14 protein-coding genes and 1 pseudogene are annotated in these 13,158 nt (G+C 70.2%); 6 read left to right on the forward strand and 9 right to left on the reverse strand.

Annotated features, from left to right (window positions below):
- Position 1: 1 nt before the first annotated feature.
- Both ACFY1S_RS21625 and ACFY1S_RS21630 read right to left on the reverse strand, forming a co-directional pair.
- Positions 2 to 1,048 carry a carbohydrate ABC transporter permease gene (locus ACFY1S_RS21625; RefSeq protein ID WP_387120811.1) on the reverse strand — a complete coding sequence of 349 codons (1,047 nt, stop codon included), beginning with the start codon at positions 1,046 to 1,048 and terminating at the stop codon, positions 2 to 4.
- Positions 1,049 to 1,118: 70 nt separating this feature from the next.
- Entirely contained in the window at positions 1,119 to 2,465 is a 1,347-nt protein-coding gene (locus ACFY1S_RS21630; protein WP_387120815.1) for an ABC transporter substrate-binding protein, read from the reverse strand.
- A gap of 251 nt (positions 2,466 to 2,716) precedes the next feature.
- On the opposite strand from ACFY1S_RS21630, the gene ACFY1S_RS21635 reads away from it, so the two are divergent.
- Positions 2,717 to 3,490: a peptidoglycan DD-metalloendopeptidase family protein gene (locus ACFY1S_RS21635; RefSeq protein WP_387120818.1), complete on the forward strand. Its 774-nt coding sequence runs from the start codon at positions 2,717 to 2,719 to the stop codon at positions 3,488 to 3,490.
- Between the two features lie 54 nt (positions 3,491 to 3,544).
- On the opposite strand, the pseudogene ACFY1S_RS21640 reads toward ACFY1S_RS21635, so the two are convergent.
- From ACFY1S_RS21640 to ACFY1S_RS21660, 5 genes and pseudogenes are all read right to left on the reverse strand, one after another.
- Positions 3,545 to 3,856: pseudogene (locus ACFY1S_RS21640) on the reverse strand (TspO/MBR family protein); the annotation flags it as partial.
- Between the two features lie 138 nt (positions 3,857 to 3,994).
- Entirely contained in the window at positions 3,995 to 4,138 is a 144-nt protein-coding gene (locus ACFY1S_RS21645) for a GPGG-motif small membrane protein (protein WP_007464364.1), read from the reverse strand.
- Positions 4,129 to 4,905 carry a metallophosphoesterase gene (locus tag ACFY1S_RS21650; RefSeq protein ID WP_139583579.1) on the reverse strand — a complete coding sequence of 259 codons (777 nt, stop codon included), beginning with the start codon at positions 4,903 to 4,905 and terminating at the stop codon, positions 4,129 to 4,131. Before ACFY1S_RS21650 ends, ACFY1S_RS21645 begins: the two co-directional genes overlap by 10 nt.
- A 10-nt stretch (positions 4,906 to 4,915) precedes the next feature.
- Positions 4,916 to 5,191: a hypothetical protein gene (locus ACFY1S_RS21655; RefSeq protein ID WP_387120821.1), complete on the reverse strand. Its 276-nt coding sequence runs from the start codon at positions 5,189 to 5,191 to the stop codon at positions 4,916 to 4,918.
- On the reverse strand, positions 5,188 to 5,925 hold the full coding sequence (locus tag ACFY1S_RS21660) for a nucleotidyltransferase (RefSeq protein ID WP_387121111.1): 738 nt from the start codon (positions 5,923 to 5,925) through the stop codon (positions 5,188 to 5,190). The genes ACFY1S_RS21655 and ACFY1S_RS21660 overlap by 4 nt, the downstream gene beginning before the upstream one ends.
- A gap of 12 nt (positions 5,926 to 5,937) precedes the next feature.
- Between ACFY1S_RS21660 and ACFY1S_RS21665 the strand changes: the two genes are divergently transcribed.
- Entirely contained in the window at positions 5,938 to 6,705 is a 768-nt protein-coding gene (locus ACFY1S_RS21665; protein ID WP_387120824.1) for a dTMP kinase, read from the forward strand.
- Here ACFY1S_RS21665 and ACFY1S_RS21670 read toward each other — a convergent pair.
- Complete coding sequence (locus ACFY1S_RS21670; RefSeq protein WP_387120827.1) at positions 6,690 to 7,382, reverse strand: SDR family NAD(P)-dependent oxidoreductase; 693 nt, start codon at positions 7,380 to 7,382, stop codon at positions 6,690 to 6,692. The two genes, ACFY1S_RS21665 and ACFY1S_RS21670, sit on opposite strands and share 16 nt — an antisense overlap.
- Before the next feature lie 104 nt (positions 7,383 to 7,486).
- On the opposite strand from ACFY1S_RS21670, the gene ACFY1S_RS21675 reads away from it, so the two are divergent.
- The 4 genes from ACFY1S_RS21675 (at position 7,487) to ACFY1S_RS21690 (ending at position 11,815) form a co-directional block, all read left to right on the forward strand.
- Positions 7,487 to 8,503, forward strand: coding sequence for an NAD-dependent epimerase/dehydratase family protein (locus ACFY1S_RS21675; protein ID WP_387120830.1), 1,017 nt, complete (start codon positions 7,487 to 7,489; stop codon positions 8,501 to 8,503).
- A 76-nt stretch (positions 8,504 to 8,579) separates the two neighbouring features.
- Positions 8,580 to 9,494 carry a MurR/RpiR family transcriptional regulator gene (locus ACFY1S_RS21680; RefSeq protein ID WP_387120833.1) on the forward strand — a complete coding sequence of 305 codons (915 nt, stop codon included), beginning with the start codon at positions 8,580 to 8,582 and terminating at the stop codon, positions 9,492 to 9,494.
- Positions 9,491 to 10,447, forward strand: coding sequence for an N-acetylmuramic acid 6-phosphate etherase (gene murQ, locus ACFY1S_RS21685; protein WP_387120836.1), 957 nt, complete (start codon positions 9,491 to 9,493; stop codon positions 10,445 to 10,447). Before ACFY1S_RS21680 ends, murQ begins: the two co-directional genes overlap by 4 nt.
- 378 nt (positions 10,448 to 10,825) lie before the next feature.
- Positions 10,826 to 11,815: a sigma-70 family RNA polymerase sigma factor gene (locus tag ACFY1S_RS21690; RefSeq protein ID WP_357993907.1), complete on the forward strand. Its 990-nt coding sequence runs from the start codon at positions 10,826 to 10,828 to the stop codon at positions 11,813 to 11,815.
- Positions 11,816 to 11,880: 65 nt separating this feature from the next.
- On the opposite strand, the gene ACFY1S_RS21695 is transcribed toward ACFY1S_RS21690, so the two are convergent.
- A complete protein-coding gene (locus ACFY1S_RS21695) occupies positions 11,881 to 12,858 on the reverse strand; it encodes an NlpC/P60 family protein (RefSeq protein ID WP_387120838.1) in 978 nt (325 codons plus the stop codon).
- Positions 12,859 to 13,158 lie beyond the last annotated feature (300 nt).

Consider the following 13,158-nt stretch of genomic DNA (forward strand, 5'->3'; position numbering starts at 1 on the left):
CTCAGCCCTCCCGCTGTTGACGGAGGTTGCGGATCTGGTAGATCACGACCGGGATGACCAGGAGGAAGAGGAACACCGCGAGCGCGGAGCCCTGCCCGTTCTGGCCGTACCGGAAGGCCTGGTTGTACATCTCGCTGGCGATCACGCTTGTGTCGTAGTTGCCGTTGGTCGAGGTCCGGACGATGTCGAAGACCTTGAGCGTGGCGATCGTGAGCGTCACGACCACGACGATCAGCGCCGGTCGGATGCTCGGCATGGTGATCTGCCAGAACATCTGCCACGGGCTGACCCCGTCGAGCCGGGCGGCTTCGACGATGTCACCGGGGATCGCCTTGATCGCCGCGGAGAGCACCACCATGGCGAAACCGGCCTGGATCCAGACCATGATGACGATCAGCAGCAGCGTGTTCAGTGGTGATTCCAGCAGCCACTGTTTCGGCTCGCCGCCGAGACTGACGACTATCTGGTTGAGCAGGCCGATCTGGTCGCCCTCGCCGCGGTAGGCGTAGACGAACTTCCAGATGATGCTCGCGCCGACGAACGAGATGGCCATCGGCAGGAAGATCAGGGACTTGGCCACCGACTCGAAGCGGGCCTTGTCCACGAGTACGGCGTACAGGAGGCCGAAGCCGGTCGCCACGAGCGGGACCAGGAGCACCCAGACCAGGGTGTTGATCAGGACCCGGATCATCGAGTTGTCGGAGAACATCCAGCCGTAGTTGCGTAGTCCCACCCATTCGGTGCTGCTCCCGTTCATCAGGGAGAGCAGCATGGTGCGGATCGCGGGCACGACCAGACCGATGGTGAGCAGCAGCAGCGTCGGCAGCAGGAAGAAGAGCGCGAAGAGCCCCTCCCGCTGTTTGGGCCGGCGGGGCAGCGGAGCGCCTCCCACGGAGGCGGCGACGAGCTGCGCCTCCCGCCGCCGGGCGAACCAGGCCGGCACGACGTCGAGCAGCAGGAGCAGACCGCCCACCACCAGCACGAAGGCGAGCAGCCCGTACATCAGCATGAGGAGCTTCGGCTGCTCATCGGCGAAGTCGAACTCCATCAACCCTCCATTTCGGGTCCGGATCGGCCGGTGGCCCGGCCCGTGAACACGGGCCGGGCCACCGCCGGGATCACTTCGGCCAGCTGCTCTCGATGCCCTGGAGCACCGGGGCGGTCTGCTTGCCGTTCAGCCAGTCGACCATGCCCTTCCAGAACGTTCCCGCGCCGACGGCGGCCGGCATCAGGTCGGATCCGTCGAAGCGGAAGGTGCCCGTCTTGTCCTGGAGGATCTGGACGGACAGCTTGTCGATCGGGCTGGCCACGTTGGCGATGTCCAGCTTGTTGTTCGCCGTGACCCAGTTGCCGAGCTTCGCGCGGCTGTTCACGTACTCGGCGGAGGCGAGGTACGTCTGCACGGCCTGCACCTCGGGACGGTCGGCGTAGGCGACGACGAACTCGCCAGCGCCCAGCACCGGCTTGCCCTTGGCCGCGTCGATGGCCGGGAAGTAGAACGCGAACGCGTCGCCGTCCTCGGCCACCTTGGTGCCCTCGGGGAACTGGTTGGCGTAGAACGACGCCTGGCGGTGCATCGCGCACTTGCCGGTGGTCACCGGCAGACCCGCCTCCTGGAAGGCGGTGGTGGTGATGCTCTTGACGCCGCCGAAGCCGCCGTTGACGTACTTCTCGTTCTTGAGGATGCTGCCGGCGCGGTCGACCGCGTCGACGATCTTCGGGTCGTTGAACGGGATGGCGTGGGTGGTCCACTGGTCGTAGACCTCGGGGCCCTGCGTACGCAGGATGACGTCCTCGATCCAGTCGGTGGCCGGCCAGCCGGTCGCGTCACCGGACTCGACGCCCACGCACCACGGCTTCATGCCGCTGGCGGCGATCTTGTCGCTCAGGGCGATGAGCTGGTCCCAGCTGGTCGGAACCTCCCAGCCCTTCTCCTTGAACGTCTTCGGCGAGTACCAGACGAAGGACTTCACGTTGGCGCCGAGCGGCACGCCGTAGAGCGTCCCGTTGACGGTGCCGTACTTCAGCCAGTCGGCAGGCATGTTCTGCTCGGCCAGGGCCTTGGTGTCGGCGCCCAGGGACTTCAGCTTGCCGGCGTCCGCGAAGCGCTTCACGAGGCCCGGCTGGGGCACGAAGGCGATGTCGGGGGCGTTGCCGCCGTCGACCCGGACCGGGAGCTGCGCCTCGAACTCGCCGCTGCCCTCGTACGCGATCTCGATGCCGGTGCAGTCGGTGAACTGCGACCAGGAGCGCTCCAGCAGGTCGGCCTCGGCGTCACGGATGGACGCGTAGATGGAGACCTTCTTGCCGTCGTTGCCCTGGTACTTCTCGTATGCGGCACACTCCGCGGAGCCCGCCTTGTCACTCTTCTTGTCGTCGCCGGTACCGCAAGCGGTGGCGCTGAGCGCCAGCCCGAGTACGCCGGCGATCACGAAGGCCTGGCGTGGTCTGGCAAAGACCGCCATGCCGTCCTCCTTCCTAGCCGGCGCGGTCGTGCTCGATGACCAGTCGCCGGTCCGATTGGGCGTGCACACATGTAAGCGCTTGCATCCGGTCCGGTCCACCCCCTGTCAGACACGAGCGAGTAACAATCCGGAAACCTCGGGACCGCCTGATGGGCGTGCTCCCGGGCCACCTCTTCGACTCTTTTCAAGATTGACGATATCTGTCAGGCTGATACCACCTCATCGAAGGTTTTCGACATAGGAGGAGCTGTATGCGCAAGCGGTGGATCAGCCTGCTCGTGACCGGTCTGCTCGTCGGCGGAGTGCTCACACCGGCGAGCCCGGCGCTGGCCGCGCCGACCTTCAAGGTGCCGTTCCCGTGCGGTCAGTCGTGGTCCGGGCAGACCCGGTCAGACCACAGCCCGGCGTACGCCGTCGACTTCAACCGCACCGACGACGTCGGCGACCCGGTGGTCGCCAGCGCCCCCGGCACCGTCGACCGGGTGACCGACCTCGGCAACACGAGCTACGGCAAGTACGTCCGGATCAACCACGGCGGTGGTTACAGCACCTACTACGCGCACCTCAACGGCTTCAACGTCTCCGTCGGGCAGACGGTGGGCTACGGCAAGGTGCTCGGCTGGGTGGGCAGCACCGGCGGGTCGACCGGCCCGCACCTGCACTACGAGCAGCGCCTCAACGGCAGCGACATCCAGGTGAGGTTCAACGGCAACCTCGCGCTGTACTGGGGCACCAAGAGCTACACGAGCAACAACGGCTGCTCCTCGGGCACCGGCAACGCCACCGTCGACACCAGTGGCACCCCGTTGACCGTCCGCTCCGGCCCCGGCACCGGGTACGCCTCGGTGGGCACCGTGGCCGACGGCACCCGGGTGACCATCGCGTGTCAGACCAGCGGCACCAGCGTCACCGGCACCTACGGCACCAGCACGATCTGGGACCGCATCGGCGCCGGCCGCTTCATCGCCGACGCGTACGTCTACACCGGGTACGACGGCTACATCCCTGGCATACCTCGCTGCTGACCGGCGAACGACAGCGTCCCCGGCGGGTACCGCCCGCCGGGGACCAGCCCGGTCTCAGGCGTTCAGCCGCCAGATCGAGAAGTTCAACGCGGCAGCGAAGGTGACCCACGCCCAGTACGGCAGCAGCAGCGCCGTCGCCACGCGGGAGACCCGGGCGAACAGCACGACGGTCAGTGCGATCGCCAGCCACATCACCACGATCTCGGCGAACGCCAGCCCGTACTGCCCCGCGCGGAAGAACAGCGGTGTCCAGATCGCGTTGAGCACCAGCTGGGCCGTCCAGGCCCAGAGGGCGGGGGAGAAGCCGAACCGCCGCCAGACCAGCCACCCGGCCACCGCGATCAGCGCGTAGAGCAGCGTCCAGACCGTTTCCGCCAGGGGTCAGGTCAAACCCGGCGCACGAAAAGGCGCCGGGGTCGCTGCGGCCGTTGCTTCTGTCGGGAGGACGAAGCTCCGGTCGCGGCGACCCCGACGGGTCCCGGTTTTTTTCAGGTCGTGCGGACGTCAATTGAAGATGCTGACACCACCCGGGCCGACCAACAGCCCGACAACGATGAGGACGATGCCCCACAGGATCTGCCGGCGGAACAGCGCGAGGATGCCGGCGACCACGAGTACGACTGCGAGTATCCAGAGAATCAGCTCCATGACCTCTGACTACCCGACTGGCCGATCGGGGAAACCTGGTCCGTATCAAGTTGATCGCCGACGTGGAAGACGCTGTACGCCTGCTTGATCACGGGGTGGGCGACGTTGCGGACGCGTACGCCGCCGGGGGTGGTGCCGCGCTCGCTGCCGGCGTGCGCGTGCCCGTGCAGGGCCAGCGCCGTGGGCGCCGAGTCGATCGCCTGCCCCAGCTGGTACGACCCGAGGAACGGGTAGATCTCGAGCGGCTCCCCGGCGAGGGTGTCCGGTACCGGTGAGTAGTGGGTGAGCGCGACGAGCATGTCGCAGTCCAGCGAGCGCAGCGCCGCGCCGAGGCGGTCGGCGCTGTCAGTGGTGGTCCGGACGAACGCCTTCATCTCCGGTTCGCCGAAGTCGCTGGCGCAGCGTCCGGCGAACCCGCCGCCGAAGCCCTTGACGCCGGCGATGCCCAGCCGGCCGCCCGCGCAGTCCAGCACCACGCCGTTGCCCTCCAGCACCGTGATGCCCGCGTCCTCGAGCACCTTGACCACCTGCGGCACCTGGTCGCACTGGTGGTCGTGGTTGCCCAGCACGGTCACCACCGGCACGGCCAACCCGCCGAACTCCTGCGCCACGCAGCGCGCCTCGGCCTCGGTGCCGTGCCGGGTCAGGTCTCCGGCCAGCAGCAGCACGTCGGCGCAGTCCGGCAGCTCCTCCAGCGCCGGGCGGAACCGGCCGACCACGTCCTCGTCCAGATGCACGTCGCCCACGGCGGCGATCCGGATCACCATGGAACCTCCCTCAGGGCAGTTGCTCGATCTCCGTGGGCGCCTGGGCGCGGATCACTCCGATGTCGGTGGTGATCGGCACGTCCGGGAAGCGCTCGGACACGCGGCGCAGGATCTCGTCGCGTCGGTGCGGGCTCTCGACCTCGCCGGAGAGCACGAGGACGCGTTCGCGCCGGACCACGGTGATCCCCTGTTCGGCGACGGAGGGGTCCTCGGCCAGCAGCCGCTGGATCTCCGCCTCGACGTACTCGTCCGGCGGCCCGGCGCCGCTGTCGCTCTGGTGGGTCACGATGTCCCCTCTCCTGCCTGGGTGCCGGCCGTCGGCACCACCTCCAGCCTGTCCAGCAGCACCAGGAACGCCTCGGCGTACGGCGAATGCTGTGTCTCCTTGCGTACCCGTTCCCAGTCGATCTGCTCCCGCAGCGACCGGGCCAGCGGCAGACCGCGGGCGAAGTCGCAGTAGTGCTGGGAGAAGCTGAGCAGCTTGTGCACCATCAGCTGGGTCGCGGACAGGACCGGCATCTGGATGGCGTCCACCGGCCGGATGACCGTGTCGGCGAACGTCTCCTCGGTCACCGGCGTCTCGATCGGCCGGTGGATCAGGTCGACCATCCGTCCGTCGTCGAAGACCTTCACCAGCCAGTCCTCCGGCGGGCGCTCGGCCACGAAGCCGGCGGCCACAAGTGCCTCCAGGGACCGGTCCACGTCGGCCTCCCGGATGAGGAAGTCGACGTCGTGCTCGCTGGAGTGGCCGCCGTGGGCGTACACGGCGAAGCTGCCGCCCAGGGCGAACGGGATCTCGGACTGCTTGAGCACGGCGGCGACCTTCTTGAGGGTGTGCACCAGACTCTCGTCCCCGCGCTCAGCCATCTGGTTCTCCCGTCGGTCGTGTTGGTGGACAGGCGGTTGGGTTTCAAACTCCGGTACCCGGCATTCCGGTCCGCCACACCTGCCAGCATCCCGGTCGGGTGCGGACCGTGTCAGACAGGGACAAAGCCGACGGAGCGAGTGCGTCGATCGGATAGCCTTTCGAGGGTGGCCAAATCATCGGGGATGCGACGCCGCAAGGCCCGGTTGCGTACGGTCGCCCTGATCGGCATCGACGGCTCGGGCAAGACCACTCAGGCCCACCGGCTGGCCGACGCGCTGACAGCCGCCGGCCGCCCCGCCGCGTACCGCCGCAACGCCAGCGGACGTCGCTGGCTCGGCCGGGTCGCCAACCGGCTCGGCCGATCCGACGCCCAGCGGCTCGTCGGGCGCGACGGCGTGCTCGCTGTGGAGTCCGTGCTGCGCTGGCTCGCCATCGCCATCGCCCTGCTCAGCTGCCTGCTCACCGGCCGCACAGCGGTGATGGACCGCTACTCGGCCTGCCAGTACGCCAGCATCCGCGCGCACGGCGGGCACCGCTGGGAGCGGCTGGCCCGGGCCGGCTACCGACTCTTCCCGACGCCGCAGGTGACCTTCCTGCTGACCGTCGACCCGGCCGAGGCGTACCGGCGGATCGAGGCGCGGGGCACCGACCACGAGACGATCAGCTGGCTGACTGCGGCCGACACCGCCTACCGGACCCTGCCCGAGTACCCGAGCTTCGTGCTCGTGGACGCGGGACGCCCGGCCGAGGAGGTGACCGAGCAGATCCAGGCCCACCTGGCGACCTGGCTGCCGTCGGACGCGCGGTCCGACCTGACCCGCCCGCCGTCCGACCTGCCGCCGCCCGCGCCGACGCCGTCGGAGCCGCCGCCCCGCACCGACCTGCCGGCACGCGGTGGCCCGACCCCCCTCGTGGCTCAGGCCCGTCCGTAGACGGGAACGGTGGCGCCGCTGGTCGGAGCGGAGTCGTCTGACGCGAGGAAGCGGATCACCGGCGCGATCTCGGCGGGAGTGACCCAGCGCGAGTGGTCGGCGGTGGGCTGGGCGGCCCGGTTGGCAGGTGTGTCGATGACGCTGGGCAGCACGGTGTTGCAGCGCACGCCGCGGGACCGGTACTCGACCGCTACGGCGTTGGCGAAGGCCAGCACCGCCGCCTTGGCCGTGACGTAACCGGCCGCGCCGGGGAACGGGGCGACAGCCGCGCGGGCCGAGACGCAGACCACCGCGCCGCCACCGCCGGCCACCAGGTGCGGCAGCGCGGCCTGGGTGGCCAGGTAGGTGGGCCGCAGGTTGAGGGTGAGCATCCGCTCGAACTCCTCGATCGGTGTCTCGTGGACCAGGCCTCCGCTGGCGTACCCGCCGACCAGGTTGACCACCGCCCGCAGCGGCGCCGCCGGTTCGCCGGCGGCGGCCTCGACGGCCCGGGCCGCGCCGGCCGGGTCGGTCAGGTCCGCGGTGACCGGGACCAGCGCGCCCGCCGCCGGCTCCGACCCGGGCAGGGCACCCCGCCGGGGTACGACCACCCGCCAGCCCGCCTCGACAAACGACGCGACGACCGCTCCGCCGAGCCCTCCGGAGCCTCCGGTCACCAGCACGCTGCGCTCCGCCATGCGCCACACGCTAGCGTCCGCTCCGGTGGCCCGTCGGACGACCCGTGCTCTGCCCGCAGCAGAGTTGTTGGCGCGCTCGGGCGGCGGCGGCGCAGGATCGGCGGATGCGGATCCTCATTCTCGGTGGCACGCGGTTCCTCGGCCGGGCGCTGGCGCGGCTCGCCGTCGCGCGGGGCCACGACGTGACCTGCGCGGCCCGGGGTGTGTCAGGCGTCGCGCCGAGTGGGGCGCGGTTCGTTGCGATCGACCGCGACGACCCGGCGGCGCCGGCGTCGCTCGCAGGCGACGGCTTCGACGCGGTGGTGGACGTGACCCGCCAGGTCAGCCACGCCCGGCACGCGCTGGCCGCGCTCGCCGACCAGGTGGGTCACTGGTCGTTCGTGTCGACCATCTCGGTGTACGCGGACAACGCCACGCCGGGGCAGACCGCGGCGGACGCGCCGGTGCTGCCGCCCGCCCCGCCGGACGTGGACGCCCCGGTCGACCCGGACAACCGCTGGTACGGCGAGTGCAAGGTCAGCATTGAGCGGCTGGTCCGGGAACGGATGGGCGAGGACCGCTCGTTCATCTGCCGGGCCGGGTTGATCGTGGGCGCGGAGGATCCGAGCGACCGCTTCCCGTACTGGGTGCGACGGCTGGCGCGCGGCGGGGAGGTGCTCGCGCCGGGACGGCCGACCGACCGGGTGCAGTTCGTGGACGTGGCCGACCTGGCCGGTTGGTTGCTGCACGCCGCCGGTGCCCACCTCGTCGGCACGTACGACGGGGTCGGCCCGGCGATGTCCCGGGAGGAGATGCTGACCGGTGTGGCGGCCGGGCTGGGCGTCGCCTATCCGCACCTCACCTGGGTCGACCAGGACTTCCTGCTGGCCCGTGACGTCCGCGAGTGGTCGGGGGAGCGGGCGCTGCCGCTCTGGGCGCGGCTGCCGGAGTGGGCTGGCCTGATGGACCGGGACGCCCGGCCGGCGCTGGACGCTTCACTGACGGTCCGGCCGCTGTCCGACACCGTTCGGGCGACCGCGACCTGGATGACAGCACGGCCCGACGACGTACGGCAGGGTGGACTGGACCCGGCGGAGGAGGCGGTGGTCCTGCGGGAGTGGCAGGCTGTACGGGACGGGTGATGCCGGTCGACGACACTTTTTCCCACCCCTGACAGTGATAGTTGACGCTCACGCTTGGTGAAAGTAAGTTTCATCCGTGGCGAAGAGTGCGAAGATTTCTGCGAGTCACGAGCCCGGTGGGCTGATCGTCCACATCAGCGGGCTGTTGCCGTCGCTGTCGCCCGCCGAGCAGCGCGTCGCCCGGCTGGTCGTGTCCGACCCGGCCGCCGCCGCACGGCGGACCATCACCGACCTCGCCACCGCTGCGGAGACGTCGGAGGCGACAGTCATCCGGTTCTGCCGCTCGGTGGGCATGGACGGCTACCCGCAACTGCGCATCCGGCTCGCCGCCGAGGCCGCCCGCCGCATCGAGCCTCCGGACGCCCGGGTGGTCGGCGGCGACATCCCGCCCGGCGCCGACCTCGCCCAGATCATCGCCACCATCGCGTTCAACGACGCCCGCGCCGTGGAGGAGACCGCCGAGCAACTCGACCCGGCCATCTGTGAGCAGGTCGTCGAGGCGATCAGCGGCGCCGGCCGGATCGACATCTACGGCGCCGGCGCCAGCGGGTTCGTCGCCTCCGACTTCCAGCAGAAACTGCACCGCATCGGCCGGATCGCCTTCTACTTCCCGGACGTGCACACCGCGCTGACGTCCGCCGCGCTGCTCGGCCGGGGCGACGTCGCGGTGGGCATCTCGCACACCGGCACCACCTCCGACGTGATCGAGGTGCTGGAGCAGGCCCGGACGCGGGGCGCCGTCACCGTGGCGCTCACCAACTTCCCCCGCTCGCCGATCACCGAGGTGGCCGACTTCGTGTTGACGACCGCGGCGCGGGAGACCACCTACCGCTCGGGCGCGACCGCCAGCCGCCTGGCCCAGCTCACAGTGGTGGACTGCCTCTTCGTCGGTGTGGCCGCCCGCAACCGGTCCCGGGCCCGCAAGGCCCTCGAGGCGACCGCCGAGGCGGTCCAGTCGCACCGGGTGGGCGCCAACCGGAGGCGGGCATGACGGCCGGTGCGATCGAGCCGGACGAGGACACGCCCGCACCGCCCGCCCGCCCGACGGTCCGGGTGGGCGCCCCCACCGAACGGCGTAACCCTCTGAGCGCCGACCTCGACCTGATGTCGACCCGGGACGTCCTCACCGTGATCAACGACGCCGACCGGCGGGTGCCAGCGGCGGTCGCCGCGGTGCTCGACGAGATCGCCGCCACTGTCGACCTGGCCGTCGACGCGCTGCGCGGGGGGCACCGGGTGCACTACTTCGGCGCCGGTACGTCCGGCCGGCTGGGCGTCCTCGACGCCGCCGAATTGGCCCCCACCTTCAACTCGCCCCGGCACTGGTTCTGCTCCCACCTCGCCGGTGGCCCGGACGCCATGTGGCGGGCCGTGGAGGACGCCGAGGACGACGAGCGGGGCGGTGCGGTCGAGGCCGCCAGTTGTGTGCGCGCCGGTGACCTGGTGGTCGGTCTGGCAGCCAGCGGACGCACGCCGTACGTCCTCGGGGCGCTCGCCACGTCCCGCGCCAAGGGCGCCTCGACGGTGCTCCTCTGCGCCAATCCGGAAGCGGAGGCGGCCCGGTCGGTCGACGTGTTCATCGGGGTGGACACCGGACCGGAGGTGGTCACCGGGTCGACCCGGATGAAGGCGGGCACCGCACAGAAACTGGTGCTCAACACGTTCTCGACGGCCGTCATGGTGCGCCTCGGGCGGGTCTACTCGAACCTCATGATCGATATGGTGGCCACCAACGCGAAGCTCCGCGGGCGAATGATCTCGATCCTGATGGAGGCGACCGGCTGCTCCGAGGAGGTTTCCCGGCGGGCGCTCGCCGAGGCCGACGGCGACCTGAAGACCGCCCTGGTGTCGCTGGTCTCCGGCGCCGAGATCGGTGCCGCCCGGGCCGCCCTGGCCCGTTCCGCCGACCAGGTACGCGGCGCCCTCGCCCTGCTCTCCTCCTAGCCCCGCACACCCCGGGAAGCGAACGGGGCTCCGGATTGTTCATCGGGGCGGGGGGTAATACCACCCCCGTGGATGAACCGACCGGTCCACCGGTGCGTATCTGGCAGTGACCAGGATCGCACCTACGCTGGTGACCCGGGTCGCTGTGCCCCCGCGGCGGGCGGTGTTGCCATGGTTGCGACCCGTACGTGGTGTGTGCAGCGGCGAGCCACCCGCCGGGGTGCTGACAGCAAACATGGACCGCGCTCTCAGCTACTACTCAGGCATTCGTGACACTTTCGACTCACCACATGGAATCCCCGACACGTCTCATCTGTTGTGTAGGTGTCAGCACCGATGGGCACAACGGAAGTTACCAGGGGCTGACGGACGTGGGGAATGGCAAGGAACCGGGCAACCGGCGCGAGCGAGGGGACCGTGGGCAACGTGGACAAGAACATCGGCATGCGAACCGACGAGGTTGCCGAGGAGCGCGACCTGGTCGGCGTCTACCTGCACGAGATCTCCCGGACGCCACTGCTGGACGCCGCCATGGAGGTCGATCTCTCCAAGGCGATCGAGGCCGGCCTCTACGCCGAGCACCTGCTCGGTGAGGACGCCGTTCCCGACGGTGTCGACCGGGACGACCTGGATCGGCTTGTCGTCGAGGGCGAGCGGGCGAAGGACCTCTTCATCCGCGCCAACCTGCGACTTGTCGTGTCGATCGCCCGCCGTTACGTGCGTTCGGGCATGCCCATGCTGGACCTGATCCAGGAGGGCAACACCGGCCTCGTCCGGGCGGTCGAGAAGTTCGACTACGAGCGCGGCTACAAGTTCTCCACCTACGCCACCTGGTGGATCCGCCAGGCCATCAGCCGGGCGATCGCCCAGCAGGAGCGCACCGTCCGTCTGCCGGTGCACCTGGTGGAGGACGTCAACCGGATGCGCAACGTGACCCGGCAGCTCACCCGTGAACTGGGCAGCGACCCGGAGCCGGAGCAGATCGCCGCGTCGCTCGGCGTCACCGTCGAGCGGGTCAACGAGCTGCGCCGCTGGTCGCAGGACACCGTCTCGCTGGACACCCCGGTCGGCGACGACGGCGACACCAACCTGGGTGACCTGGTCGCCGACAGTGACGCCCCGTCGCCGGAGGACATCGTCCTCAGCGGTTTGGAGCGGCAGCGCATCGAAGGGCTGCTCAACCACCTCGACGACAGGTCGGCCGGCATCATGCGGGCCCGCTACGGGCTTGAGGACGGCCGCGAGCACTCGTTGACCGAGGTCGCGTCCCGGTTCTCGCTGTCCCGCGAGCGGATCCGGCAGCTGGAGATCCAGGCCCTCGGCCGGCTCCGCGAGCTGGCCCGGGCGGAGGGTCTGCAGGCCGCCTGACCTGTTAGTAATGACGGCGAACGGCCGGCGTCCGATAGGGGGACGCCGGCCGTTCGCCGTTTCCGCTAGCGGACCCGCCCGTAGCCCTGGATCGGCATCATGTTCATGCCGCGCTTGAGCACGTTGCGACCGGCGCTCGGCGCGTCGATCACCTGGCCGTCGCCCACGTAGAGAGCGACGTGGCCGAGCCCGTTGTAGAAGATCAGGTCGCCCGGGCGCAGGTCGCCCCGGCCGATGTGGGCGACCGCTCCCCACTGCATCCGGGTGTTGTGCGGCAGGGACTTCCCGGCGGCCCGCCACGCGGCCGAGGTCAGCCCCGAGCAGTCGTACCCGTTGGGTCCGTCGCTCGCCCAGACGTACGGCTTGCCCAACGCGCCGAAGGCGTATCGCACCGCGACCCCGGCGCTACCGGATACGTTCGGCACGTTCCTGGCCTCCGCCGCCGCGGCCCTGGGTTCGGGACGCTCGGTGGCGGCGCCGTACGCCTGACGGCGCAGCTCGTACAGCTTCGCCAGGTCCTCCTCGATGCGCTTCTTGCCGGCCGCCAACTGGCGGGCCTGTGCGGCCTGCCTGGTCAGCGTGGCGTCGAGGCGGGTCTTCTCGTCGAGCAGCCGCCGCTGGTTCGCGGTGTAGCCGGAGATGCGCTCCTGCCGCTGACGGGTCAGCTGGTCGAGGGCGCCGAGACGATCCAGCAGCGCGGCCGATCCGCCGGGACGCAGCAGCGCGTCGGCGGTCCGTAGACCGCCACTCTTGTACGCCGTGGTCGCCAACTCGGCGACGTCGGCCCGGCTCTGTTCGGCCTGCTGTTCCAGTGGGCCGATGCGGGCCTGTAATCGGGCCACCGAGGCCTCGTTGGTCTTGATCTCCTCCCGGAGCTTGTTGTACGCCTCGACGACCCGCTCGAGTTCGCCCGAGGACGCTTCGATCTGGCGGGTCAGGTCGGCGGGGGTCGGCTCTGCGCGGGCCACCACCGGCGGGGCGATCAGCGCGGCCGACATCCCGGCCAACGCGACGATACGCAGCACGTTTCTCAGGGATGACAAGAGCGGAAAGCCCCTCTCCCACGGCCGCCGTCGGGCTGCTGACGCCCTCGGCGGCACCGTCCGGGGCCATCCGGGTGGACGGCGCTGGGCCGGGCCGGCTCGCCCAACCTAACCCGGGACGCCTGTTACGCGCAGTTGAAGCAGGGGTCAATGTTGGCAGAGTGGTCCGTCGGGCGGGTGCGTCAGGTGGATCTGCGGTTGTTGGTGACGCTCGCCGACGGGAGGAGTTCCGCACTTTTCACGAAGTCTGACGGATATACGACTTTCGTCGTTCCCGGCGTATGCCGCCGGATAGCAGGG

Source organism: Micromonospora sp. NPDC000663, from assembly GCF_042898105.1.
GTDB lineage: Bacteria > Actinomycetota > Actinomycetes > Mycobacteriales > Micromonosporaceae > Micromonospora.

Coding starts and splice junctions, on each gene's coding strand:
- ACFY1S_RS21650 (WP_139583579.1), bottom strand. CDS start 4,905: ATGGTGATCCGGATCGCCGCCGTGGGCGACGTGCATCTGGACGAGGAC.
- ACFY1S_RS21670 (WP_387120827.1), bottom strand. CDS start 7,382: ATGGCGGAGCGCAGCGTGCTGGTGACCGGAGGCTCCGGAGGGCTCGGC.
- ACFY1S_RS21630 (WP_387120815.1), bottom strand. CDS start 2,465: ATGGCGGTCTTTGCCAGACCACGCCAGGCCTTCGTGATCGCCGGCGTA.
- ACFY1S_RS21635 (WP_387120818.1), top strand. CDS start 2,717: ATGCGCAAGCGGTGGATCAGCCTGCTCGTGACCGGTCTGCTCGTCGGC.
- ACFY1S_RS21690 (WP_357993907.1), top strand. CDS start 10,826: ATGGCAAGGAACCGGGCAACCGGCGCGAGCGAGGGGACCGTGGGCAAC.
- ACFY1S_RS21675 (WP_387120830.1), top strand. CDS start 7,487: ATGCGGATCCTCATTCTCGGTGGCACGCGGTTCCTCGGCCGGGCGCTG.
- ACFY1S_RS21625 (WP_387120811.1), bottom strand. CDS start 1,048: ATGGAGTTCGACTTCGCCGATGAGCAGCCGAAGCTCCTCATGCTGATG.
- ACFY1S_RS21645 (WP_007464364.1), bottom strand. CDS start 4,138: ATGGAGCTGATTCTCTGGATACTCGCAGTCGTACTCGTGGTCGCCGGC.
- murQ (WP_387120836.1), top strand. CDS start 9,491: ATGACGGCCGGTGCGATCGAGCCGGACGAGGACACGCCCGCACCGCCC.